Below are 25,894 nucleotides of genomic sequence, written 5' to 3' on the forward strand. Positions count from 1 at the left end.
AATGGTGTGGACTAATCAATCATATGTGTTATACTCTGTAATTGTAAAGGCTTACATTAATTTAATAGCGTTGGAGGGATATAGTATGGCGGTAGATACATACACTTACACAAAAAAAGTTCAAAACATTTTGGACAAGAAGTCTTCATTATTTCAACAATCTACAACACAGTTGTATAAGAAAATTCTTAATAATAATGAAGGAGAACTAACCGAACTAGGTGCAATTAACGCTAAAACGGGTAAATACACTGGTCGTTCACCGAAAGATAAGTTTATTGTTAATGAACCATCATACAGAGATGATATTGATTGGGGAAATATCAATCAACCTATTGAAGAAGACACATTTTTAAAATTATATGATAAAGTATTAAATTATTTAAATGAAAAAGATGAATTATATGTATTTAAAGGCTATGCAGGTAGCGATAAAGATTCACAACTCAAACTAACGGTTGTCAACGAATTGGCTTGGCATAATCTCTTCGCACAAAATATGTTTATTCGTCCTGAAACAAAAGAAGAAGCAGAAGAAATTAAATCTGACTTTACGATTGTATCAGCACCCTATTTTAAAGCCGATCCAAATATAGATGGTACAAATTCAGAAACATTTATTATTACTTCATTTAAACATAAGGTCATTTTAATCGGCGGTACTGAATACGCTGGTGAGATGAAAAAAGGTATTTTCTCCGTAATGAACTACTTACTGCCTAAAGATAATATAATGAGTATGCACTGCTCCGCAAACGTTGGTGAAAAAGGTGATGTAGCTCTATTCTTTGGACTTTCTGGTACAGGAAAAACAACACTTTCAGCAGATTCAACTCGAAAATTAATCGGTGATGATGAACACGGTTGGAATGAAAATGGTATCTTTAATATCGAAGGTGGATGTTACGCAAAAGCAATCAACCTTTCTTACAAAAAAGAACCTCAAATATATGAAGCAATTAAATACGGTACAATTTTAGAAAATGTTGTAGTAGATGAAGAAGGCGATGTCGACTTTGATGACAACTATTACACTGAAAATACAAGAGCCGCTTATCCAATCAACCATATAGAAAATATCGTTACACCTTCCAAAGCAGCACATCCAAATACAATTATTTTCCTTACTGCTGATGCTTTTGGCGTTTTACCTCCTATCTCAAAACTTAGCAAAGATCAAGCGATGTATCACTTTTTAAGTGGATTCACAGCTAAACTTGCAGGAACAGAAAGAGGTATCACTGAACCAGAACCATCTTTCTCAACATGTTTCGGCTCACCTTTCTTACCTTTACATGCTAAAGTTTATGCAGATTTACTAGGCGACTTAATTGATAAACATGATGTGGATGTTTATTTAGTGAATACCGGTTGGACTGGTGGTAAATATGGTACAGGACGCCGTATTAGTTTAAGTTATACGAGACAAATGGTTAATCAAGCAATCACTGGACAACTAAGAGATACAGAATATATTCAAGATGATATGTTTGGATTAAATATACCAGTGGAAGTTGAAGACGTACCTCAAACACTACTAAATCCAATAAATGCTTGGAGTAAGCCAGAGGCATATAGAGAACAAGCTCAAGATTTAATCGACAGATTTAAACATAATTTCGAAAAATTTGGTGATGAAGTTTCAGATTTAGCACAAAGTGGTGGCTTTAAATAAATACTTAATAAAGCACATGGACTACATTATAATTGTGGCCCATGTGCTTTATTAGTAATTCTTTTATTTTTTTCTACTTTATCCATCCATTGCTTAACTGTATATAACGCTGTTTTCATTGCAAATGGCCTTGGTACATGATCTTCATCCATTTGATAAAATGTTTGATAAGTCGAGCCAATATGTTTCAATTGTGTTTCCAAATAATAGGCTTGGTGGATCCCAACTTGTTTATCTTTACCACCATGTACAATAAGTATAGGTGGACTGTCGGCGTGTATATTAGCAATCGCATCCCTTTGCTTATATGCTGTTGCTTGTTTCTTTGGATGTCCGATCATCCTTCTCAACATACCTCTTAAATCTATTCTTTCTTCATACATGAGGTGAATATCAGACACACCACCCCAAATAATAAAACTTGTAACTGGTAAATCTTGAAATGTAAGCAGACCTTGTAATCCACCTCTGGAAAATCCTATCATATGAATATATGCATCAGGGTACATTGCATTTAATATTCGAACAGCCACGGTTACATCATTTAAATCCCTACCATAAAATTCATCTTTACCTTCACTACCATTGTTACCTCTATAATAAGGTCCAAATACAAGTGTTTGAGCATCTGAAAATTGCATTAAACGTCCTGCTCTTACTTTACCAACTTGTCCTTTACCACCTCTCAAATATATAACTATTCTTTTTACACTTTTATGTGGTTGCATTAATAAACCTCTAACATTAATCTCATCCACTTCATAAGTGACTTCATCAAAAATATGGTCAGGTACTTCTATCGGCATTCTTTTTCTGTGAATAAAATCCAAGCTCGATCACTCTCTCTAAACATTTTAAAATTGCAGCATCTTTCAATAAATAACTTTTATATGCTTCTGAAATATCTGAGATACTATTGAAAATTAATGGCCCATCAGTTTCTAAATAATCATTTTTCGTTTGTAATCGATCTACTTTAACCATGAAAACATCTTTTGTAAAAGGTGTGCCATTTTGACGATTAACACAATATTGAGCAATATAATGTCTATCTTTAAAATTAATAAGCGCTCCTGTTTCTTCAAACAATTCCCTATCACACGCTTGTACACTTGATTCCCCTGCTTCTCTTTTGCCACCAGGAAATTCTATACCTCTTATTTTATGTTTGGTAAAAAGCAATTGTCCTTGATATATTGGAATAACTAAGACATGGTCTGCATCTGGTATATCATTTTCATCTTTAAACGATAAAAAAACATCATCATTTTCTTTATCTTTAAACTTCACAAACATCAATCTCCCTTTATATATGTTAAACTATCAATGCGATGTAAATTGTTGGAGGCAAAATTTTATGAAAAAAATCTTTCTAGGACTTATCTATATATATCAACATTTCATTTCTCCTATGACACCAGCTACATGTCGCTTTTACCCAACTTGTTCTGAATATACTAGAGAAGCAATAGAAGTTTTTGGCCCCTTTAAAGGTACTTGGTTAGGTGTTAAACGTATTTCAAAATGTCATCCACTCCACAAAGGTGGATTTGATCCAGTACCTTTAAAAAAAGATAAAAAGCATAAACATTAATCAATCTGCATTAAATTATCTTTGTTTACTAAAGGAGGTTCAAAATAAATTGAACCTCTTTTTAATATGCCTGAATGTGCTACAATATCATTTTCAAAATAATAACCTTGTGGTGTAATATCACTTGGATAAGTTGTATATCTTGCTAATAAAGCAGTAAAATAACGACTTAAACCATATTCATACATACCGCCAATGACAAATTTCACATCTTTTTGTTCTAATATTTCAATGATTTCCATGACTTTATCAATACCACCGAGTCTAAATGGTTTTAATATGACAACATCGATTTTATAATTTTCAATATAATATAAAATTGTTTTCAAAGATACTGCTTTCTCATCAATAGCTATAGGTGGTAATTCCGTATCTTTAAAATGATTTACTTTTTCTATATCTTTAAAAGGCTCTTCTAAATAAAGAATTTCACTGCTTGAAAGTAACATGATTTTCTCAACTTCGTTATCTCTAACAGATTCATTGGCATCAATGACAATTTGAGGTTTAAATAGCAATCTCTGCAATCGCTTAACATCTTCTAAAATCGTTTCCGACCATTTTATTTTTATGCGTTGTGGTTGTGTGACTTTTAAGTCCTTAATTTGTTTATCCGTTAGGCCGCTAACCGTGGCACCATAAGGCACATTAAACGTCTCTAATTGGAAAAAAATTTGATAACAGGCCATCACAATCATACTTCGTGTAGCTGGATATTTTTCCAAACATTGAAGCGCGTTTTGAACTTCCGAAAAGGATTCAAACTCAATATTCTTAAAAGATTCAAACCACTTTATTGTTTGGTCATAAACTACTTCTATCGTTTCATCATCATACCAGTCTGTTTCAAAAGCGTTACACTCTCCAAAATAATGTTTCTGCTTATCCGTAATAAATTCAATAATAAGTGCTTTACGCTTGTCCAATTTTACCTTAGGAGTAATAATTGAATGTTTAAAATCATTATTACAAATATAAAGTTTCATTTCGCTCAATTTCATAAATTTTCACGCCTAATTTTTTAAATGTTTTCGTTGTAGTTTACCAGTTGATGTATAAGGTAATTCTGTTACTTGTTTAAAATATTTTGGGATTTTATATTTCGCTATATGTGATTTAAAATGTTCGATTAATGTTTCATTGGATAATTTTGTTTTTGAAACATAATATAAATAAGGTACTTCCCCCCACGTGCTGTCATGCTCTCCGATACACATTGCATCAGTAATTGATTCGTGTAGTTTTGCTACAGATTCTAATTGATATGGATATATGTTTTCGCCACCGCTAATGATCAAATCTTTACGTCTGTCATAAATCATTACATATCCATCGTCATCTATTTCAGCAATGTCTCCCGTTTTAAAATAACCATTTTCAAACGTATCTATTAAATCTTCAGGATATAGGTATCCATTCATAACATTGTCACCTTTGATAAGTAGTTCTCCATGTCCTTGGTTATTCGGTTCTTTTATTTTCACAAAAACATTTTCACTTGGTTTTCCGACGGTATCATAGCGCTCAGCTAACATACTTGGCGATGCTGTTAAAAATTGGGAACATGTTTCAGTCATTCCGAATGAATTGTAAATCGGCAATCCTAATTTCAAAGCATTTTCAATCAATGTACTAGAAAGCTTAGCCCCGCCTAATAATATCTTCTGAATATTATACGGATGAGTCAACCCTTCATCCATTAACCATTTTAAAGTTTGAGGAACCAATGATACATGCGTTGGTAATTCTTTTTCTATTATTTCAAGCATCCTATGTGAATTAAACTTCGCTGCAATACGTACTGTAAAACCTTGAATCAGCGCTCTTAATATGACACTTAATCCAGAAATATGATAAATAGGTAATACAGATAACCATTTTGTGTCTTGATTAAACCCTAGACTTTGTTTACAACCCAGTGCACTTGCATAATGGTTGCCAAATGTTTGAGGAACAGCTTTTTGTGGTCCTGTTGTTCCAGAAGTAAACATAATAGAAGCAATTTGATCCATATTGAATATAGCTTCATAAGTATTATTAGAAACTTCACGTTTCAATACATCAAAATCAATTATGACTATATCTTGTAACGTTAAATTGGTAGTAGTAATTACTGTATCAGTTTCAATAGAATGTAGCTGGTTTTGTATTTCTTCTTTGGTTAAACGCGTGTTTAACATCACGATTTCAACACCTGCTAGCCACAACGCATTAATCAAAGTAATAGATTCAATATGATTTTCTATATATATTCCTATACGCTTTTTCTTCAACTGTTTTATTTGATAAGCTAAACGGCTTGCTTCGTAATACATTGAAGCAAACGTGATTTTATTAAGACCATCATCAATAAATACTTTATTTCCATTTTGTTTTGCTTGCGTTTTCAACCATAATTCCAATCTGTCATTCCTCCATCTCAAAGACTATTATAACGTTTTTACTTTGATTTAACAGTGTTGGTGCATTTTATTAGTTACTATTACCATAAATTCATATTTATACTATTTGTTTACATTTCTTTTGTAAAATAGTCAAAATTTAAGTTGTATGCGATGAATTTTGGTGATATGATAATAAAAATGACTTCGTTTCAACTAATTATAAACACATAAAAAAACATGATCTGTAGAAGGACTCTTCATTATCATAATAGATTATTAAGGCATCAGAGGTTCGAATCCCTCACTCTCCGTTTACTTACACCATATTAGATAAGAAGAAAGATAAACGTTTATATATATATGATGAAGGAGATCACAATAAAATGAAATTTATTAAATACGAAATTGAGCAAGGCTTGTACTACGACCTCATAACGATATATGCAAAAACTAACAAAAATACTCCGTTCCATTTCACTTTTTCAGAAAGCCATACTCTAAAAGAAATAAGAGATAAATTAGAAGATATTGCAATTAAAATTGACAAACAATAATATTTGTTTAACGCAATCATCAAATAACGAAAGATCGTTACACTTATAATAAATAGAACGATGTCCTAAGATGGCTCATAATCCCTTAATCACAATACCAAATATTAGAAATTAAGACGCAGTTTGTTCCCTAAGTTATTGTATTACAATAACTTAGAAAACATCAAAATTCATCTATAGTATCCAACAAAGTTATCGATAAATATAAAACCCGTTATATCAACGTTTTAAATAACGATGTATAACGGGTTTTATAGAATTAACGGAGAGTGAGGGATTCGAACCCTCGAGACGCTTGTGGCGCCTACACACTTTCCAGGCGTGCTCCTTCGGCCAACTCGGACAACTCTCCAATATAGAATTAAAAAAACAGAAGCGATATTTCACTTCTGTTTGTATGACCCCGACGGGACTCGAACCCGTGTTACCGCCGTGAAAGGGCGGTGTCTTAACCGCTTGACCACGGGGCCATGGCTCCACAGGTAGGACTCGAACCTACGACCGATCGGTTAACAGCCGATAGCTCTACCACTGAGCTACTGTGGATTAATTTGAATGGAGCGGGTGATGGGAATCGAACCCACAACATCAGCTTGGAAGGCTGAGGTTTTGCCATTAAACTACACCCGCTTGATAACGATTATGGGGCGGTTGATGGGAATCGAACCCACGAATGTCGGAACCACAATCCGATGCGTTAACCACTTCGCCACAACCGCCAAAAATAAAATGGTTCAGGACAGAGTCGAACTGCCGACACATGGAGCTTCAATCCATTGCTCTACCAACTGAGCTACTGAACCTTAATGGTAAATCAATAATGGCGGTCTCGACGGGAATCGAACCCGCGATCTCCTGCGTGACAGGCAGGCGTGTTAACCGCTACACTACGAGACCAAACTATGTAATTGCGGGAGGCGGATTCGAACCACCGACCTTCGGGTTATGAGCCCGACGAGCTACCGAACTGCTCCATCCCGCGTTAATATTATTAATGACGCCTACCTATTAAATATACCATAATGTCATTACAAAATCAACATTATTTTAAAATTAATTTACAAATAATTAATTTATAATTAAAAATTAAATGTCATAATGAGTGGTTAAGCTCCCCTCATTTCTGAATACTTATTTAGTATATTAACTTTTGTAGCTTTCGTCAATGCTTTCATTAAAGTATTTTGTGTAAAAAAGGAATATAACTATAATATTATAATTTTAGTTAAGAAATGACACATATTTGTTTATTTTTATAGCTTGCTTATATTTATTTACTTAAAATATAAGCAAGCTATAAAGACTATTCATTTTATAATTGAAATATAAAACTTATTTCCCCGTATTGTGCTGTATAATTATAGACCGTCGTAGGTTTATTCAATCTATTTACTCATGATACCCATCATTTTACTTTGTAAATTTGTAAATGTCGTGAAACCATCATCTTCCATGAAGTGTCCTCCAAAATCAGTAATTTTACATTTGCCATTCAATTCATCCATTAAACGCTTTGTTTCTTTGTAAGAAACATGTTTATCGTCTTTTGCACACAAACCATAAAATTCATTCACTTTTTCTTTAACTTTATCATAGTTAATGATTTTATCATCTAATTTCAACGACTCATCAATCTCTTGTGCATCCTCTTTGAAACCTGAGATACTGAATAAACCTTCAATATTGTTTATATTTTTATTTTGAATAAATTCAAGTGAAGCAATTGTACCAAAACCATGAGTTACAAAATAGGTATCCTGTTTACGTATATGGATCTGTTCATTCATAACATTGAGCCATTTACGTATATCACTATTTTGTTCTTTCGGAATGTTAAAAAGTGTAACTACGTAACCTTCTAATGTAAGATTATTTGCTAACCATTCATACCAATGATTCGTTGAATCACCTAATTTTGAATGTACTATTACTATATCTGTCATAAATCAATCCCCCATTTACAAATATTACTTTTAAAGTATCTCATATATTTCACCAGTATTGTAAGTTTCAACTTAGTAAAAAAAAGCCAATTCTACAATAATTAAAAATTAACAAAGTAGAAAATGACTTTTTTATTATTTATTTAGATTTCATCTAAAATCTCTTCAACCGCTTCTTTTCCTTGCTTTATGCAATCAGGTAACCCAACAGCCTCAAATGACGCACCAGTAATACGTAATCTAGGATAATTATGTCTTATATGCGATTGTATCAATTTAATTTGTTCAATATGTCCTACTTGATATTGAGGCATACTTTTAGGTAAACGATTTACAATACTAAAATCAGGCGAACCTTTAAAGGTCATCATTTTACTCAAATCATTTTTCACAATTTTCACGAGTTCTTCATCTGTATGATCGTCAACTACCGTATCACCTGGTTTACCAACATAAGCTCTAATTAACACTTTACCTTCAGGTGTTGTAAATGGCCATTTCTTACTTGTCCAAGTACAAGCCGTGATATTCGTATCGCTTGTACGAGCAATAACGAATCCTGTGCCATCATAATTGTTGATGATATTTGCCTCGTCAAATGCAAGTACGACTGTTGCTACTGTTGTAGAATCCATGTTTTTAAAATAATCAAAAGCAGGATCATTACCAAACCATTGTAAGAAATTTTGATGTGGCGTTGTAACTAAGACACTATCATAGATGCGCTTCTCATTGACTGTTTTAATTTCATATTTTTTCTGTGACGCTGTAATATCTTTAACAGCCGTTTGATATTTAATATTAACACCTTTTGCTACCAAATCGTCTCTTAAACATTCTATAAACGAACTCAATCCATGTCTAAACTGTTTAAATTGTCCCTTAGGTGCACCTGGATAAAGTTCACGTTGTTTTATTCTTTGCGCCTTCTCATATCGCATTCCTTTAATAAGGCTACCAAATTGTTCTTCTCTTTCTTTAAACTCAGGGAAAGTACTCATTAAACTAAGCTCGTCAATATTTGTGCCATAAATACCACCCATTAATGGTTCTATTAGATTTTCTAGCACTTCGTCACCTAACCGCGTTCTAAAAAATTCACCAACCGACATATCGTTATCCATATCTATAGTTTTTTTAAACAAATCCATTCCAGCTCTTAACTTACCCAATGGAGAAATTAATTTTGTTTTGAGAAATGGTTTGATGTCGGTCGGTATTCCTAAAATAGAACCGCCTGGAATCGGATAGAGTTTATTTTTAGCATATATATACGATTGCCCAGTTTTATTAGTAATGAGTTGATCTTCAAGCCCTATATCTTTGGCTATATCTGTCATAATTTGTTTTCGTCCTAAATAAGATTCTGGACCTAATTCAATGGTATAGCCCTCATTACGATATGTTTGTATTTTCCCGCCTACTCTATTAGAAGATTCATAAATTGTGACATCGATGTCAGGTCTTTTTGATTTGATAAAATATGCACTGGATAAGCCTGTGATGCCTGCCCCAATAATTGCGATACTCTTAGTCAATGTGATTCACGCTTCCTTTAATAAACATTTTTAATTTCATCTACGATTGCACCAATAAATAGTGAATCTGTATTAGGCATTGCTGGACGGAAGTAATTAACGCCTAACTCATCACAAATTATTTTGCATTCATAATCATTATCATATAATACTTCCAAATGTTCACATACAAAGCCTACAGGCGTATAAATAAAGTTTTTATAATTATATTTTTCGAATAAGTTTCTAGTTAAATCTTGAACGTCAGGGCCTAACCAAGGTGTCCCAGTATTACCTTCTGATTGCCACCCTTCAGCAACGTGAGTAATGTTTGATTTAGCTTTTAATAATTCAGCAGTATCATGCAATTCATTCGGATATGGGTCATTATTTTTTTCTATAAGTCCTTTAGGTAAACTGTGTGCTGATACTACTAAGACTGTTTCATCATGTTCTTCTTTTGGTATTTGCTCTAAAGTTTCATTTACCTTTTCAGTCCAGTATTGGATGAATTTTGGTTGTTGGTAATAATGTTCAACATGGTTTAACGTAATACCATATTTATCCGCTTCTTCTTGTGCACGCTTATTATAGGAACCCACTGAAAAGCTTGAATAATGTGGTGCTAGTACCACAGTAACAGCTTCATCTATACCTTCTTTATTCATTGCCTTTACAGCATCTTCAATAAACGGATGGATGTGTTTCAAACCAATGTACAACTTGAACTCAACATCAGTATATTGATTATTCAACTCTGAACATAATGCCTCAGCTTGTCGATTCGTAGTTCCCGCAAGTGGTGATAAACCGCCAATAAATTTATATCTATCTTTTAAGTCTTGCAATTCTGCTTCTGTAGGTTTTTTCCCATGTCTAATATCTGTGTAATAAGCTTCTATGTCACTTTCTTTATAAGGTGTACCATAAGCCATTACTAGTAAGCCTACTGTTTTTGCCATTTTAAAATCATCCTTTTATTTAAATTTTTAAGATGTAGATGACATAATTAAATGTAAATCTTGTTCACCTTTTGTATGTCTAACTATCTTTGAGTATATTCGTGAACAAACGTAGTAATTCTTTTTAAAGTTTCGGGTTTAACTTGTGGAAAAACACCATGTCCTAAATTAAATATATGTTTACCATGTGCTAAGCCCTCATCTAAAATCGGTTTTAATCGCGCTTCTATAACTTCCCAAGGTGCTAATAGTAAAGATGGATCTAAATTCCCTTGTAATGTTTTAGTAATATTTAAATCATTAGCTTCTTTAATAGACAGTCTCCAATCTAGACCTAATACATCTATTGGTAAATCATTCCATTCATGTACTAAATGACTTGCACCCACACCAAATAAAATCACGGGTACATCGTATTTCACCTTAATTCCATTAATTAACTTTTTCATTGCTGGTTTTATATAATATCTGTAATCTTGAACGTTTAATGCACCAACCCAAGAATCAAATACTTGTATGATTTCTGCACCAGCTTCTATTTGAGCTGTCGTATAAGTAATAGACATATCGACTAAATGATCCATAAGCGCAAACCAAGTTGCTTCGTCACTATACATCATTGCCTTTGTAAAATTATAATTCTTAGAAGGCCCACCTTCAATCATATAGCTTGCTAAGGTAAAAGGAGCGCCAGTAAAACCAATCAATGGCACCTTCAATTTTTCTTCAGTTAATAATTTAATCGTGTCTAATACATATGGAACATCTCGTTTCGGATCAATATTCCCTAATTTTTCAACATCTTGTATATTTTTAATCTTATTATGAATTACTGGTCCTATCCCGGACTTAATTTCTACGTCCACCCCTATCGGTTGCAATGGGGTCATGATATCTTTATATAAAACCGCAGCGTCCGTATTATAATTATCTACTGGTAAATGTGTTACGTATGCACATAATTCTGGCTGGTGTGTTATTTCAAATAAAGAGTATTGCTCTTTCAGTTTTCTATATTCAGGCTGTGATCTACCAGCTTGACGCATAAACCACACAGGTGTGTGCTTAACTTCTTTGCCCTTAATCATATCTAGGATTGTATTATTTTTATTATGCACCTTGTAATCCTCCTACATTATAATCATTCTTATTAATATTACCATATCCACTAATTTCCCGTATTCAATCAATAGAAATGTCATAAAAAAGACAAAGTGTGTCACTTTGTTATTCTTAATTATTTGACTATTGTTTTCTAACAGAAATCAATTATAATACTGTTAAAGTCTATTTTACATTTATTTGAAATATTAGAAGTATATATAGTAAATTATAATAGTTATGCAATGTTTCTTAAACAATTCAAGGGGGAAAACTTATGAAAATTTACGCATCTTACGGTACATTTGGTTATTTAAATCAAATTAGACTGAATAATCCGACACATCATCTACTACAATTTTCAGCTTCCGATTCTTCAGTTATTATAGAAGAAACAGAAGGTGAAACGGTTTTAAAACACCCGCTGGCTTATGACATCATTAAGTCTGAAGGGAATTTAGATGAAAATTACTTCTATTCTGTTATTTTTATACCAACATCAGAGGATCATGCATATCAATTAGAAAAGAAATTAGAAAATGTCACAACTGATTTCAAACAATTTGCAGGTTATAGAAGTTATCGCTTTTTAAAACCAAATCAAGGGTTAACATATAAAATTTATTTTGGCTTTAATAGTCGTACAGATTACGAAGATTTCAAAGCGTCTGCCGTTTTCCAAGAAAACTTTGATAAACTAGCACTAAGTCAATTCTTTGGTTCTAGTGGTCAACATTCAAGTTACTTCGAAAGATATTTATTCCCAATTGACGATTACTAATTAAAAATCGCTACTCAAATTTAGCTCTAAGCTAAAACCTGAGTAGCGATTTTTTAATCTGTTAGCAAACTTTCTTGATATTTCAATTTTTTAGTTATATTTCTAATCGTCAACCATCCTACAAGAAAGAATATCAATCCAAAGAAACTATATTGTGGAAAAACAATAGCAAAAGTAACGATAAAAATCACGCCTATAATACACATTAATCTATTTAAAAATTGTTCATATCCTTTAATGACCATACTATCAGATACAGGCCAAACTTGAGGCCATAGACCATATGCTTGTTGTGTATAAAATTGAGCCATTTGTAACAATATAATATACATAAATAGACTACCAATTAATAAAACTACGATGACTTGATGTAACCATATCATCATAACTAAAGCTATAATAATCAAGCGTAATATAATATTAAATGCGTCTTTACCTCTAGCAAAACTTCTAATAAATAAATAAAGATACATATAGTTTTCATTAAATTTTTTAGGTTTCGGTTTCCACAATAACGGATCTAAATAACTTCTCCTTACTGCTTTCTCTTCTAATTGTTTTACATCCGTAAACATATTTACAAATTTATAATAATTCATATGATGTTGTTGTTCTGTATTAATCATATGCTCCCATGGGAACAAATAGTCTTTGTTTAAATATCTTATTAACAGAGTCAGAGCAACAAGTATAATAACTGAAAAAATACTTGAGATATTTTTAGGATCTAAGGCTACATAATAACCAGATGTAAATATCACAAACAAAATGCTAAATAAAGACCAACGTTCAAGACGAAATTTATACCACTGCCATTTTAATAATAAACCTAAGAGCGGAAATATAATTGCTAGTCCAGCAAAGATAATATAAAATCCAAACGTTTTGTTATTAAGCACATAAAATAATGGAAATAATATAATAATCAATAATATTTGTATAGGTAATCTAGTAACATAACTATACATCAAACTTTTTTTCATATATTCAAACATATGTTTTTCAAATGGCAAGAGAAATAATTTATCTGCATCTTTCAATAAAGTCCTAATTGGGAACATGGAAGTAATGGCTGTGATTATACTAGCAATTAACGCATAATTAATATGTTTAGGCATTGATTTCAACCAATCTCCATAACCTAAAATAAATGCACCTAATAAAATCACAAGAAATACAGAAAAATGACCATTAAATATAAATTTATTATAATAACTTTTCTCTTTTTTGATTGCTTGTTTCCTTAAATCAAATAATTGTTTAGCTTGCTGTCTCATGAGTTCTGGCCACCTTGAGTAACATGTATATAGATTTCATCTAAAGTTTTACCACTTAGCCCTGTTTGTTCTCTTAATTCATCTATATTACCGAATGCTACGATTTGACCTTTGTCCATTATTAAAAATCTGTCACAGTATTTTTCGGCCGTTGCCAAAATATGTGTACTCATCAATACAGTTCTGTTCTCTTCTTTTTTCTCGACCATTAAATCAAGCATAGATTGTATACCTAAAGGATCTAATCCTAAAAATGGCTCGTCAATGATATATAATTCTGGATCTACAATGAATGCACAAATAATCATCACTTTTTGTTTCATACCTTTAGAAAAATGACTCGGAAATATATCTAATTCATTTTCTAACCTAAATGTTTTTAATAATGGATTTGCCCTTTTCATCGCTTCCATTTTATCTATATTATACGCCATTGCTGTCATATTAATATGTTCTTGCAACGTTAATTCATCATATATGACTGGTGCTTCCGGAATATATGACAACTTACGTCTATAAGCTTCTACATCTTGTTTGATATCAATATCTGAAATTGTTAACTGCCCTTCCATCGGCGTTAATAAGCCTAACATATGTTTAATAGTGGTACTCTTCCCAGCACCATTCAAACCTATCAGTCCAACAATTTCTCCTTTTTTTAATTCAAAATTTATATCTTTTATCACAGGTCTTTTGCCATAACCGCCTGTTAAATGCTCTACTTTTACTGTCATAAGGCACCTCCACAAATAGTATTGTATCAAAAATCAAACATTGTTCATAAAGTTACTTCAAAAAATGACGGAATTTAATCAGTAATGCTATAATAGTTACTAAACATCTGACAAGGAGTGAAAATTTATGTCTGAAACAATCTTTAGTAAAATAATTAATGGTGAAATTCCTAGTTATAAAGTATATGAAGATGAATATGTTTATGCATTTTTAGACATCTCTCAAGTGACCAAAGGTCATACTTTATTAGTTCCTAAAAAAGTTTCTGCAAATATCTTTGAAACGGATAGTGAAACAATGAAACATATAGGCGTTGCTTTACCTAAAGTAGCAAACGCAATCAAAAAAGCATTTAACCCTGATGGTCTAAATATTATACAAAATAATGGTGAATTTGCCGATCAATCTGTCTTCCATTTACATTTTCATCTGTTACCAAGATATGAAAATGAAGTAGATGGTTTTGGTTATAAATGGGAAACACATGAAGAAAGCATAGGCGATGAACAAAAGAAAAAAATTGCACAAGAAATTGCAGCACAATTTAATTAATTATGCTTACCTGATATGATAAAGGGTATATTAAAAATATTAATGACTCAGAAATTTTAGAAATGAGGAGAATTTTTATGAAAACAGCTCAATTATTACTAGGTCTTGGTGCTGGTGTTGCAACTGGAATTGGTGTTGCATTAATGAATCGTGATAAGAAAAATTTAAACCAATTTGAGACAGAAGCGCGCAGACCTACGGGTGCTGAATCTGAATTTGATAAAGAAATCAACACTATAAAGCAAAACGTCAATGATATTGTAAATTACATTTCACAAATCAAATCAGAAAGTACTGAAATTGGCAGTACTATTGGTGATGAAGTGAAAACGATGATTGGTGATTTTAAATCTGATATCGATCCTAATATTGAAAATTTGCAATCCCATATTGAAAATTTACAAAATCGTGGCGAAGAAATTTCAAAAGCATTTGAAAAAGACAAATAATTAACTCAATTAACTAAGAGTTATAACTCACTTGAAAACCTGAGTTATAACTCTTTTCTTTATTACAATAAAAACATCTATGTCTTTAAAATGATGCTGAATTAAAAAATATATAGTACACTCATCTTTCTTTGATTAAAAACTATAATATCCTTACATTATAGTGTTTTGAGAACTTTTCAAACTCTAAAATTAACTTAAAGTTAAACTTGACGACTGTAAGAATACGTTAGATAATACGAAAGTATATTCAATAAATTTTAAAAAGGAGTATGATTGCGTAATGTATTTATGTACACGTCAAATAGATATTAACGCTCGTTTTGGCATACCTAGAATTGCTTTCCTTAGTTTTGTTACTACAATTATCACATTTTTAATTGCATACGAACTTTTATACTTCTTTTCAAATACCAAATTAACAGACGACCACTTTTTAATATTTTTAATTTTAGTAGTGCTTTTGTACCCTTTACATAAATTAATCCACTTATTGTTTTTCTATCCCTATCGTAAGTCATTTAAAAAATATAAATTAGTAAAACATAAGTCTGTGCCTTTTTATAATGTGTATGTAAATACACCTGTTAATAAATATTATTTTTGTTTTGATTTAATCACACCAGCTTTATTTATAACGATTGTTTGCACATTTATAAGTACTATCATCCCTCAATATGGTCATTATTTAATGTTTTTAATTGCTTTGAATTTAGGTTATTCGGTTATGGATTTTCTTTATTTAAAGATCATATTATTTTCAAATGAAGGTACTTATGTTGAAGAACATCAAACTGGTATTAATATTTTAAACAAAGTATCACCTTATACGAATCATGAATTTGATTAAGCAAACAGCAATGTTTGCTTTTTTTTATTCGCTCTTTTTTATATAAAATGGTTACAACTATAGTCGTATATATTAGGTTTCTAATTGGTGAAAACGACTTTATATGTTATATTTACGTTGTTATTCTTACAAAAGGAGTTCCCAATCATGAAAACATTTAAAAAAGTTATAATTCCTGTTACTGCTAGTGCATTATTATTAGGTGCTTGTGGTAATAGCGCTACAGATTCTAAAGAAGATACAATTATTTCATCAAAAGCTGGCGATGTTAAAGTTGAAGATGTAATGGATAAAATGGGTGATGAGCAAGTTGCAAACACATCTTTTTCTATATTATTAAATAAATTGTTAGCAGATAAGTATAAAGATAAAATAGACACGAAAGATATTGATAAAGAAGTTGAAAAAGAACAAAAACAATACGGTGGCAAAGATCAATTTGAAAGTATGTTAAAACAACAAAAAATGTCACTTAGTGACTATAAAGAGCAAAAAAAATTACAATCATATCAAAAGGCACTACTGAACGATAAAGTGAATATTTCTGATAAAGAAATTAAAGAATCTACTAAAAAAGGTTCGCATATTTTAATTAAAGTTAAAGAGAATAAAGATGACAAAGAAGGTTTATCAGATAAAGATGCAAAAGCAAAAGCAGAAAAAATCCAAAAACAAGTATCAGAAAATCCTGACAAATTTGGAGAAATTGCCAAAAAAGAATCAATGGATAAATCTTCGGCTAAAAAAGATGGTAGCTTAGGATATGTTATCAAAGGACAAATGGAAAAAGATTTTGAAAAGGCGCTCTTCAAACTTAAAGAAGGCGACGTTTCAAAAGTAGTTAAAACAGATTATGGTTACCATATTATTAAAGCAGATAAAGAAAATGACTTTGATAAAGAAAAAGGTAAGCTAAAATCGCAATTAATCCAACAAAAAGTACAAAAAAGTCCTAAATTACTAACAGACGCTTATAAAGAACTGTTAGATGAATACAAAGTAGATTATAAAGATAGAGATATTAAAAAAGCTATTGAAGATTCTATTCTAGACCCAGATAAAATTAAACAGCAACAACAACAACAGCAACAACAGCAAGCGATGCAACAAGGTGGAGCTGGTATGACCTCTGGACAATAGAATCATAATTCATAAATAAACAAGGCAAATGCTAATTTCTAGGGCATTTGCCTTGTTTTTTTATTAATGAAACTAACTTATATTTACTTATTAATTATGCTTGTACACATATTTTTCGAGACGATTGTATTTTATCTCTTGCGCTGATATATAACACAGGATAAACACATATTCAATCTACTTATATCAAATCATACGATGCTCATGAATAGAAAACGATTATCTCACCCCCTACTTCTTACCTTCTAATACGACATATTAATTGTAAATAATCACGGTCAGAAACGAATGATTTTACATATAAAAAAGACTAATCCACGCTAATGAACTGCTCCCTTCAAAGTAGACACTTAAAAATGTAAACTTTGAAGGGAGCATATCAAAATTTGGATTAGTCCTTTACTTTCCAAATGTTTCAATTTTATTTTTTTAAGCGTATATTTTCCGTATCGCTTAATCTAAAGATGTTGGATTGTAAAATTGTCTACCCTCAAGCCCAAAAATACGTTCAGTAAATTGACCTTTTGGCGTTTTCTTATATGCTTTTTCAAACATATTCATTTTTGCATCAATGTTATCGATGAAAAACAAAATTTCTGCCTCTTTCATATGTGGTAGTTTCGGAGAGCCAAATTCCATTTTTCCATGATGTGCTAAAATCATGTGACGCAGTAATAATACCTCTTCACCTTCTATATTTAATTCTCGTGCAGCATCTGCTACTTCATCACTGGCAATAGAGATGTGGCCCAGCAAATTACCTTCAACCGTATATGTTGTTGCAACAGGACCACTTAATTCTTTAACTTTACCTAGGTCATGTAAAATAATAGAACTATATAATAAACTGCGGTTTAAAAGTGGATATATATCACAAATAGATTTTGCGACCCGTAACATTGTTAATACATGATAACTTAACCCACTTGAAAAATTATGATGATGTGTACTTGCTGCAGGAAATGTAAAAAATTCTGTTTGATATTTACGCAATAAATGTCTTGTAATGCGTTGTAAATTTGCATTTTCAATCTCTAACATATAATGAGAGACTTCTTCTTTGATTTCTTCTGGTGTGAGTGGCGCGCCGTCTACGAAATCATGTATGTTTAAATCTGCTTCATCTGAAGCTAATTTAATTTTATTAATTTTCATCTGTTTACGACCACGATAATTAATAACATCACCAATAACGTGTACGATTTTTTCTGGTTCTAAAACACGCATATCTTCCTTTGTAGCAGTCCATAATTTGGCTTCGATGTCCCCACTTTTATCTTGAAGATATATCGTCATATAGTCTTTTCCTTGAGCAGTTACGCCTTGTGTCGCTTTATGAATCAAGAAATAGTGATCAACTGAATCTCCAGGATTTAATTTTTCTACATTTCTCATTATTTACCGCCTTCCTCAGGTTTATTCAAAGTAATAATTTGTTTTGAAGGCACACTTGTATCTTTGACACATGTAAAGTATAAAATTTGATAATCATTAGGCATTTGTCTTAGATAATTCATCATCGTTTCTTTTCTATGTTTATCAAAATGTACAAATGCATCATCAATAATTACAGGGAATGGATAGTAAGGTTTTAATGTTTTAATTAAACTTAAACGCAATGCGATATATAGTATTTCTTTAGTAGACTGGCTTAATTCAATTGGTTCGTACATTTGACCATTCACTTGTTTTACCATTAAATCTTCATTCGCATAAGTTACTTGTACATAATTTCCATTTGTTAAATGTGCAAAGATTTCTGTTGCTTCATTTATCACTTGTGGTAAACGCTTATCTTTAATTTGTTTAATATGTCCTTCCACTAAAGATTGTAAGTAACTAAGACTTGCCCAATCTTTTGCTTCATCATTCACTCTATTTTTCAAAATATGGAACTTATGACGTAAATCCGCTAACGTTTTGTCTGTTTCCATATCCGTGATTTTAGCTTTTAAATCACTGACTTCTGACTGCATTTCTAAATATTGATCATTATAATGATCAACTTGTCTTTCTAACACTTCATCTTCTTCAGATAGTTGAGCATATGTTTTTTGACTCAGCATAGAACTAGCTTCGTAATTATAATTTTGGTTTTCTAGATATTTCGTTAAATCATTAAAGCGGTTTAATTGTTGATGATAAGCCTGATATTGAGCATGCTGATGATAATACGATTCTTCATCATTTGCACTTACAAAGTTAAATAACTGTGATATCACATTATTATTCTCATGTAAGCGATGTTTAAGCTGTGATAATTCACTTTCTATTAATGTGATTTGTTCTTGATTCCTATTCCATTTATCTAAATTAGTTGTTTCTTCTTTTAACCATTGATTTACGTCATGAAATAAAGATAATGTGTTGAAAGAAGTAAATTGATTTTGGGTTACTGTTTTTGCATGTTCATAAAATGTATCTAATGCCTGTTGTAACTCAATTTTTTGCTCGTTCAATTCAACAGTATGATTGTCATAATCCTTAATTTTATTCATCGTCGCAATACTATCAATAATGAGTTCGTCTGAAATTTTATCAGATAAATGTAATTCATCTTTAATTTGGTTGATCTCATTCTCTGACTTTGAGTATTGTTGTTGTGCAGATTCTAAATTGGAAGATAAATAATTTGCTTTTTTATCTAATGCCTCTTTCGTTTTAATAGCATTATGGAATTGCTCGCGAATTCTATTTTGATCATCCAAATCAAAGTCCAAATTATAATTGGCTTCTAAATCATTAATTTGGTGTTGCAAATCTTCAATTTCATTAGAAAATGTTTCACTATGTCCTATCTCTTTCGATTTAACTAAGAAGATACCCACGATAAATACAAGAGATAGTAATGCAAATACAATACCGAAGACCAAATTAGCTGAAATAAATGAAAAGATAGTTAATCCAACACCAACAACTGCTAATATAACGAATGCAAATCGAAAAATATTTTGTTTACGTTCATTTTCTTGTTGTTCTTTATCAAAAGCTTCTTTCATTTTTTGATATAAATTATTTTTCTCTTGTAGTTCGAATACACGATTGTTATATTGTTTTTTCTTTTCATAGTTTTCATCAGACACAATATCTTTTTCTAATGCATCCATCTCAGTTTGATTTGTTTCTTTATCAATTTTATTTTCTTCAATATTGCGTTCTAATTGTTGAATAAAAGCAGTCTGTTCTTGCTTATTTTTAATTTGATCGCTTACATGACTCTTCATTGCCTCTGAACTGTCGACTTCATGGTAAACATCTTGCCATCCGATATTAGACTTCAAGCCTGATTTTTCACGTTCTTTATCTTGAATTTCTTTTTTAACTGATTTTAATTCGTATTCTTTTTGTTTAATTTCATTTTCTTGTTGTTGTATATGGTTAAAAGCATCAATATCAGATTGCTTAGGTACATTGATTTTTTCATTTTCACTTTTTAAATGCGTTAATCGTTCTTCTCTTAAGCCAATATCTCTTTTTAAATTTTGTGTTTGAATTTTTGCAGATTCATAGCGATCGATGCCTTGTTCAGGAAATGTGACAGGTTCTATATTTAATTGGGTTTCCAATGTTTTCCATTCTTGCGTTTGCTCATGTAAAGCTAATTCCTTTTGTTTACGATCATGCATTTTAGACAATTGGTTTAAATTCTGTTTCAAATTTTCTAAGCGTCGATCTGCTTTATCTTTATCGTCTACTAAACGTTTGTAAGATGACAATTTTTCTTCTTCTTCTCGAATTTGTCGCTCTAATGACTTCAACTCTTCAAGCTGTTGGTTAATAATTGGATTTCTGCCATTTTTCTTATATAGCGCTTCTTTTTTATCATTCAAAATCTCACGCATGCTAGTAAATTCTGTTGATCCTAATGCACCAGCCTGGAGTAAATAGTTTTGTAATTGTTTTTCATCCATATTTTTATGAATATTTTGTAGTCCTAAGACATCAAATGAAAATATACCTTGATATGTACGTTTTGAGATAAAATTAAGTTCTTTCTTTAACCAGCTTTCATCTTTAATGGCACCATTCGGTAGATAAACTTTAACGTCTCCAGTTGCTGCACCTTTGATACGTTCAATTTCTATCAAAGAACCATCATCTTGAATCAATGTAAGTTTTCCGCCGTATTGATTGCCTAAACGTGGCTCTAGTCGTGGTTCATTTTCTTTCTTAGTTGGAAACCCAAAAAGAATGGAATGTATAAATGCCTGTATCGTAGACTTACCTGACTCATTTTCCCCATAAATTTCTGTAAAATTTTCATCAAACTGAATGGATCTTTGAATGAATCTACCATAACCATATATATCTAATGATTTAATCTTCATTTTACTCCCCCCTCATATCTGACTTTAATAATAATTCAGCGCGTTTAATTAATTCTCGACGATCAAAATCATCATAATTTTCTAGGTATTTGGAAGCTTTTGGATTAAGATATAAATCATTCATAGCTAACTCATAAACTGAATTATCTTCTATCAAATCTGCTGAAAATTCTTTGACAAGGGTCGTTTTTTCATCATCTTTATTCTTTATATTCAAATCTTCTATAAACACAAAATTATGCTCATTTTCTTCATATTCACTAATCATTTCATGCACTTGCATTAAATCTTGATCAGAAATAATTTCATCTGAATTGACATTTACTACTAATTGATAAATTGCTTTTCCTTCAGCTCTAACTTGTGATTTAAAATCTTGTATTGCGTCAAACAAACCTTGTTTTGAAGTCATGTTTGTATCTATTTCAGCCTTTTCAAAACGGATAAACTGTGTTGGCACAAATTTAGCATTTAGATGTAAATCATCGCCCTCTATTAATAGGCAACCTTTTTCTCCAGTTTCTTTGAAATGACGACCTTGAATATTACCTGGATAATGAATTTGAGGCATATCGCTTAGTTGTTGTCGCTCGTGTATATGACCAAGTGCCCAATAATGATAAAGTTTATTGTTTAAATCTTCTAATCTAAATTCAGTATATCGGTCTTTTGTGTTCGTTTTGCTATATGTACCATGCAAAATACCTATGTGAATACCTTTTTGACCTTGACTTGACGGATAGGCATCAAGTTTATTTTCATAGCTCGCTTCATTTTGATAACTGAAACCATGTAAATATATTTCTTCACCGTTTTTAGTAATTGTTTGATATGTTTCTACATTTTCAGAAAAAACCGAAACGTTATCTGGCCACTCAGTTCCTATAGATGAAGATAATGGATCATGATTACCATGACAAAGATAAACAAATATTTGTTCTTTTGCCAGTCTTTCAAATTGCTCTTTTAAGAACACTTCAGCACGGAGGGTTCTGTTATGACTATCAAATAAATCCCCTGCTATAATCATAAAATCTACTTCTTCATTTAACGCTAAATCCACGATTTTTTTGAAACTTTCATATGCGCTTTTTTGCATATCTTCAAATATCGATTGACTTAAGTAGCTTCTAGACTTAAATGGACTATCTAAATGTAAATCTGCACAATGAATAAATTTAACCATATATTTATAGTTCTCCTTTATTTAAAGGTTTTTATAAAAAGCATGAAAAACAGGCATTGATATTGAGACTTAAAAAATGGACTAACACCTATGTACACGCTAATACCTCGTATCTCTTTATTTTACCACACCGACTATTGTACAGTCGATAAAACAAAAAAGCTGAAACATAAATAAATGTCTCAGCTTTAAATTCAATATTAACCATGATTCATTGAATAAAACATGAACGATTATCCAGCAATTAAAGAATTCATTTATTGGCATCAATTCTTTTGTATTTCATTTCTCAATATATTGAGTTTATCATACTTATGCTTGAATAAAAGTACATATATTCCTTCAAACTATGGTTGTTGGCATATATTAATTTTGAAAATCATTATATGGCAACATATTAAATATTTTTAAATTTTTATAAGAACTTTAGATTACTTTTAAAATAATCATTCTGATTAATTAATTAGTCAGCGTAAATTTCATCTAAAGGTTTAACAATGATTTGATTAATTTCTTGGAATACTTGGCTCATGTTTTGCTCAGCAGCCATTAATTCTGAAATGTTAGAATCATTTTCGATTTTTTGTGCTTGTTCTTGAGCTTTTTGTAATTCCTCTTCACCAATTTCTTCACCTTGCATTTGTTTTTGTTGGAAGTTTAATTGTGTTTCGCGGAATTCATCAAAAAGTGTTTTTGATTCATCATTTTCTTTTACTTTAGCATAAGCTTTTTGTATTGCTTGATATTCATCACTTTCTCTTAAAGCTTGTTCTAATTGATTTGCATGATCGTATAAATTTACTGCCACTGTGCTTCACTCCTTTATTTGTATATGTGTTATAACCACATCGATATTACAATAACATAATTTAATATGTTATACAAAAATTGCAATTATGCCTTGTAATAAACCTATGATGCCACCTAATAGAAAGCCTAAAAGCATAATTAATTTCAACTCTTTATTTGCGATATCTATGATTAAACGTTCAATATATGCTAAATCAAATGAATTTATTTGTTCTTCAACCATTTGTCTTAGGTTAACTTTTTTCATGATTGGAGAAATATGCTTAGATCCTTTATCAATAATTAATTCCGTAAGTTGTTTTGAAATTTTTGTTTCTAAGAATGTTATAAATTCTGGCATTAATTCTTTCAATGGTCGATTCGATATACTATCTATGTTTGCATAGTTTATTAGTAAATCGGTAACCGTTACCTTAAGCGAGTCGAATTGATCTTCATTGATGACATCTACTAACGCTTTTGATTTAAATGTAGCGTATTCATTTTCAATAATCTGTTTTGCAATTGCTTTAGCTTTGGGGTGATTTGTTAATCTAATCAATTCATGTTGTATTCGATCTGCAATACTTTCTCTTGTCATAAACATCTGTAGCAAACCTACGATTTTACCTTTCTCATTAAAGAAAGTATCTAACATAGATGCTATATCAGCAGCACCTTTTTCCGATTTAAGATAAACACGTGCGCGTTCAAATAATAACTCAGGCACCCCATCTACCTTTGCATCAATATTTTCTTCAATATCTGAAGGAATCAGTTGATTTATAGGGGTTTCTTTATGTTCAGCATAATATTGTTCTAATTTATTATTGATAACGGAATACATTTTATCATTAGTAACCTGTACAACATCAACATCGAAACTTTTCGTCAACGATTGAATCGTCACATGCTCTGTTTTTAATTTTTGAATCTGTTTTACGATTAATGATTCGATTGCTTCTCTTGATTTAGGTGCATTTAATTTTGACTTAATTAACGTTTCAGTTAATAAGTGTTCTTCAATAACTTGTCCAATTTTATCTGCAATTTCTGTTCTTCTTTTTGGTATTAACCCGGGCGTAAAAGGAATTCGTCTATTAAAAATATAATAAGTTTTAAACGGATGAAATAACATTCTTACAGCAATTACATTTGTGACGCCACCTATTATTGCTCCAATAATCATCATCGCTATAATTATTAAAAAAGCGTGCATAGTTAATTCTCCTTCAAATAAAATTTGTTATAAACTGAAGGTACAATCATATCAGTCATTTTTACATTGTATAACATATAACATAAAAATGTGTATACTATTTGTTATTTCCTAAACAAAATTGTTTGCAAGCATGGACTGCTAGTATGTTTATTTTGTTAGTATAAATTCAGAAATAAAAAAAGAGCGATTTAGAAACCAATCAACATTTGATTTCCAATGTTCGCTCTTACAATGATGTATCTTTTTAATAAGGTTCAAAAACTGTATTAGTTTAAGACCAATTTCAATTAACTATAGTGACTAAACCATTCAATATATACGCTATAACTTTATTAGTTAATGTTATAAATAATGATTCTTCTATCACACAGTACATTTATTTATACGTGCATTAATTCTTCTTTAGAAACTCTACCAAAATATGTTTCAGCTTCTCTTAATTTAGAAGTACCAAAAATAGGTTGTGTTTCCTGATTTAGTACACGGTAGATATCACTTACTTTGTTGCTTTGTAAAATATAGCCGTTACGGGTATCAACTGTGTTCCAATATATATCACTTGTTGTAGAATGATTTGGATACGCACAATGGTTACGTGAAATTGTTTGTACCATTTCTAATGGGTCGCATCCGAAAGTACTATTTAGAACATCAGAATCTCTAAATAATGCACAAATTGACACACATGTTGTCCAGTTTGGCAATACTCTCTCTTTTTCAATTTGTACTAGTGTCTTTTTTGAAAGACCAATTGTTTGTGCCATCGTATCTTGAGTATAACCCGCTTCAATGCGCACCATTTTAAATTTTGTTTGAATTAAATCTGTAAAACTCTGTCTATCCATTACTTTAATC

At 31.1% G+C, this 25,894-nt stretch carries 24 protein-coding genes and 8 tRNA genes; 8 read left to right on the plus strand and 24 right to left on the minus strand.

Annotation, left to right across the window (positions count from 1 at the left end; genetic code table 11):
- Positions 1-85 precede the first annotated feature (85 nt).
- Complete coding sequence (gene pckA / locus KA830_RS11565) at positions 86-1,675, plus strand: phosphoenolpyruvate carboxykinase (ATP) (RefSeq protein ID WP_204179884.1); 1,590 nt, start codon at positions 86-88, stop codon at positions 1,673-1,675.
- 26 nt (positions 1,676-1,701) lie between these two features.
- On the opposite strand, the gene KA830_RS11570 is transcribed toward pckA, so the two are convergent.
- Together KA830_RS11570 and ytkD are read right to left on the minus strand one after the other, a co-directional pair.
- Entirely contained in the window at positions 1,702-2,505 is an 804-nt protein-coding gene (locus tag KA830_RS11570) for an alpha/beta hydrolase family protein (protein WP_192945917.1), read from the minus strand.
- Positions 2,462-2,971: an RNA deprotection pyrophosphohydrolase gene (gene ytkD / locus KA830_RS11575; RefSeq protein ID WP_064208801.1), complete on the minus strand. Its 510-nt coding sequence runs from the start codon at positions 2,969-2,971 to the stop codon at positions 2,462-2,464. Before ytkD ends, KA830_RS11570 begins: the two co-directional genes overlap by 44 nt.
- A gap of 61 nt (positions 2,972-3,032) precedes the next feature.
- Between ytkD and yidD the strand changes: the two genes are divergently transcribed.
- Entirely contained in the window at positions 3,033-3,269 is a 237-nt protein-coding gene (gene yidD, locus KA830_RS11580) for a membrane protein insertion efficiency factor YidD (RefSeq protein WP_064208800.1), read from the plus strand.
- On the opposite strand, the gene menC is transcribed toward yidD, so the two are convergent.
- On the minus strand, positions 3,266-4,270 hold the full coding sequence (gene menC, locus KA830_RS11585; RefSeq protein ID WP_046207610.1) for an o-succinylbenzoate synthase: 1,005 nt from the start codon (positions 4,268-4,270) through the stop codon (positions 3,266-3,268). The genes yidD and menC overlap by 4 nt on opposite strands.
- Positions 4,271-4,282: 12 nt before the next feature.
- A complete protein-coding gene (gene menE, locus KA830_RS11590; RefSeq protein ID WP_210134258.1) occupies positions 4,283-5,671 on the minus strand; it encodes an o-succinylbenzoate--CoA ligase in 1,389 nt (462 codons plus the stop codon).
- A 365-nt stretch (positions 5,672-6,036) separates the two neighbouring features.
- Here menE and KA830_RS11595 point away from each other — a divergent pair, with 365 nt between their 5' ends.
- On the plus strand, positions 6,037-6,207 hold the full coding sequence (locus tag KA830_RS11595) for a hypothetical protein (RefSeq protein WP_164987238.1): 171 nt from the start codon (positions 6,037-6,039) through the stop codon (positions 6,205-6,207).
- A 263-nt stretch (positions 6,208-6,470) separates the two neighbouring features.
- Here the strand turns inward: KA830_RS11595 and KA830_RS11600 are convergent.
- The 12 genes from KA830_RS11600 to hemE all read right to left on the minus strand — a co-directional run bounded on the left by KA830_RS11600 (position 6,471) and on the right by hemE (position 11,747).
- Positions 6,471-6,559, minus strand: a tRNA-Ser gene (locus KA830_RS11600).
- Positions 6,560-6,605: 46 nt separating this feature from the next.
- Positions 6,606-6,677: transfer RNA gene (locus tag KA830_RS11605), tRNA-Glu, on the minus strand.
- A gap of 1 nt (position 6,678) precedes the next feature.
- Positions 6,679-6,753: transfer RNA gene (locus KA830_RS11610), tRNA-Asn, on the minus strand.
- Between the two features lie 10 nt (positions 6,754-6,763).
- A tRNA-Gly gene (locus tag KA830_RS11615) sits at positions 6,764-6,837 on the minus strand.
- A 13-nt stretch (positions 6,838-6,850) separates the two neighbouring features.
- Positions 6,851-6,926 (minus strand) — tRNA-His (locus KA830_RS11620).
- 11 nt (positions 6,927-6,937) lie between these two features.
- Positions 6,938-7,010: transfer RNA gene (locus KA830_RS11625), tRNA-Phe, on the minus strand.
- Positions 7,011-7,028: 18 nt separating this feature from the next.
- Positions 7,029-7,104: transfer RNA gene (locus KA830_RS11630), tRNA-Asp, on the minus strand.
- A gap of 11 nt (positions 7,105-7,115) precedes the next feature.
- A tRNA-Met gene (locus KA830_RS11635) sits at positions 7,116-7,189 on the minus strand.
- Positions 7,190-7,592: 403 nt separating this feature from the next.
- Positions 7,593-8,150 carry an alpha/beta hydrolase gene (locus KA830_RS11640; protein WP_046207612.1) on the minus strand — a complete coding sequence of 186 codons (558 nt, stop codon included), beginning with the start codon at positions 8,148-8,150 and terminating at the stop codon, positions 7,593-7,595.
- Positions 8,151-8,293: 143 nt separating this feature from the next.
- Positions 8,294-9,688: a protoporphyrinogen oxidase gene (hemY, locus tag KA830_RS11645; RefSeq protein WP_204180385.1), complete on the minus strand. Its 1,395-nt coding sequence runs from the start codon at positions 9,686-9,688 to the stop codon at positions 8,294-8,296.
- A gap of 17 nt (positions 9,689-9,705) precedes the next feature.
- Positions 9,706-10,629, minus strand: coding sequence for a ferrochelatase (gene hemH, locus KA830_RS11650; RefSeq protein ID WP_046207614.1), 924 nt, complete (start codon positions 10,627-10,629; stop codon positions 9,706-9,708).
- An 83-nt stretch (positions 10,630-10,712) separates the two neighbouring features.
- Positions 10,713-11,747: a uroporphyrinogen decarboxylase gene (hemE, locus tag KA830_RS11655; protein ID WP_210134259.1), complete on the minus strand. Its 1,035-nt coding sequence runs from the start codon at positions 11,745-11,747 to the stop codon at positions 10,713-10,715.
- 260 nt (positions 11,748-12,007) lie between these two features.
- Between hemE and KA830_RS11660 the strand changes: the two genes are divergently transcribed.
- The gene (locus KA830_RS11660; protein ID WP_046207616.1) at positions 12,008-12,511 is read left to right on the plus strand and encodes a hypothetical protein; all 504 of its coding nucleotides are present in this window, start codon (positions 12,008-12,010) and stop codon (positions 12,509-12,511) included.
- Positions 12,512-12,564: 53 nt separating this feature from the next.
- Here KA830_RS11660 and ecsB read toward each other — a convergent pair whose 3' ends face one another.
- Complete coding sequence (ecsB, locus tag KA830_RS11665; RefSeq protein WP_204180387.1) at positions 12,565-13,788, minus strand: ABC transporter permease EcsB; 1,224 nt, start codon at positions 13,786-13,788, stop codon at positions 12,565-12,567.
- Positions 13,785-14,522, minus strand: coding sequence for an ABC transporter ATP-binding protein EcsA (gene ecsA / locus KA830_RS11670; RefSeq protein WP_070039595.1), 738 nt, complete (start codon positions 14,520-14,522; stop codon positions 13,785-13,787). Before ecsA ends, ecsB begins: the two co-directional genes overlap by 4 nt.
- Positions 14,523-14,649: 127 nt before the next feature.
- Between ecsA and KA830_RS11675 the strand changes: the two genes are divergently transcribed.
- The 4 genes from KA830_RS11675 to prsA all read left to right on the plus strand — a co-directional run bounded on the left by KA830_RS11675 (position 14,650) and on the right by prsA (position 17,514).
- Positions 14,650-15,075, plus strand: coding sequence for an HIT family protein (locus tag KA830_RS11675; RefSeq protein ID WP_046207619.1), 426 nt, complete (start codon positions 14,650-14,652; stop codon positions 15,073-15,075).
- Positions 15,076-15,152: 77 nt separating this feature from the next.
- Positions 15,153-15,524, plus strand: coding sequence for a YtxH domain-containing protein (locus tag KA830_RS11680; protein ID WP_204180388.1), 372 nt, complete (start codon positions 15,153-15,155; stop codon positions 15,522-15,524).
- Positions 15,525-15,807: 283 nt separating this feature from the next.
- Complete coding sequence (locus KA830_RS11685; RefSeq protein WP_204180389.1) at positions 15,808-16,374, plus strand: DUF3267 domain-containing protein; 567 nt, start codon at positions 15,808-15,810, stop codon at positions 16,372-16,374.
- A gap of 147 nt (positions 16,375-16,521) precedes the next feature.
- On the plus strand, positions 16,522-17,514 hold the full coding sequence (gene prsA / locus KA830_RS11690; protein ID WP_046207622.1) for a peptidylprolyl isomerase PrsA: 993 nt from the start codon (positions 16,522-16,524) through the stop codon (positions 17,512-17,514).
- 453 nt (positions 17,515-17,967) lie between these two features.
- On the opposite strand, the gene yhaM is transcribed toward prsA, so the two are convergent.
- The 6 genes from yhaM to xdrA form a co-directional block, all read right to left on the minus strand.
- Positions 17,968-18,909: a 3'-5' exoribonuclease YhaM gene (gene yhaM / locus KA830_RS11695; RefSeq protein WP_046207623.1), complete on the minus strand. Its 942-nt coding sequence runs from the start codon at positions 18,907-18,909 to the stop codon at positions 17,968-17,970.
- The gene (locus KA830_RS11700) at positions 18,909-21,842 is read right to left on the minus strand and encodes an ATP-binding protein (protein ID WP_204180391.1); all 2,934 of its coding nucleotides are present in this window, start codon (positions 21,840-21,842) and stop codon (positions 18,909-18,911) included. The genes yhaM and KA830_RS11700 overlap by 1 nt, the downstream gene beginning before the upstream one ends.
- 1 nt (position 21,843) lies before the next feature.
- Positions 21,844-23,028, minus strand: a complete 1,185-nt coding sequence (locus tag KA830_RS11705) for a metallophosphoesterase family protein (RefSeq protein WP_046207625.1) — start codon at positions 23,026-23,028, stop codon at positions 21,844-21,846.
- Between the two features lie 463 nt (positions 23,029-23,491).
- Positions 23,492-23,836 carry a YlbF/YmcA family competence regulator gene (locus tag KA830_RS11710; RefSeq protein ID WP_210122892.1) on the minus strand — a complete coding sequence of 115 codons (345 nt, stop codon included), beginning with the start codon at positions 23,834-23,836 and terminating at the stop codon, positions 23,492-23,494.
- Between the two features lie 69 nt (positions 23,837-23,905).
- Positions 23,906-25,036 carry a DUF445 domain-containing protein gene (locus KA830_RS11715; RefSeq protein ID WP_210122897.1) on the minus strand — a complete coding sequence of 377 codons (1,131 nt, stop codon included), beginning with the start codon at positions 25,034-25,036 and terminating at the stop codon, positions 23,906-23,908.
- Between the two features lie 383 nt (positions 25,037-25,419).
- Positions 25,420-25,884 (minus strand): XRE family transcriptional regulator XdrA, encoded by a 465-nt coding sequence (gene xdrA, locus KA830_RS11720; RefSeq protein ID WP_019468125.1) that lies wholly within the window; start codon positions 25,882-25,884, stop codon positions 25,420-25,422.
- Positions 25,885-25,894: the final 10 nt, after the last annotated feature.

This window comes from Staphylococcus sp. GDY8P119P (assembly GCF_017892075.1).
Classification (GTDB): Bacteria; Bacillota; Bacilli; order Staphylococcales; family Staphylococcaceae; genus Staphylococcus; species Staphylococcus ureilyticus.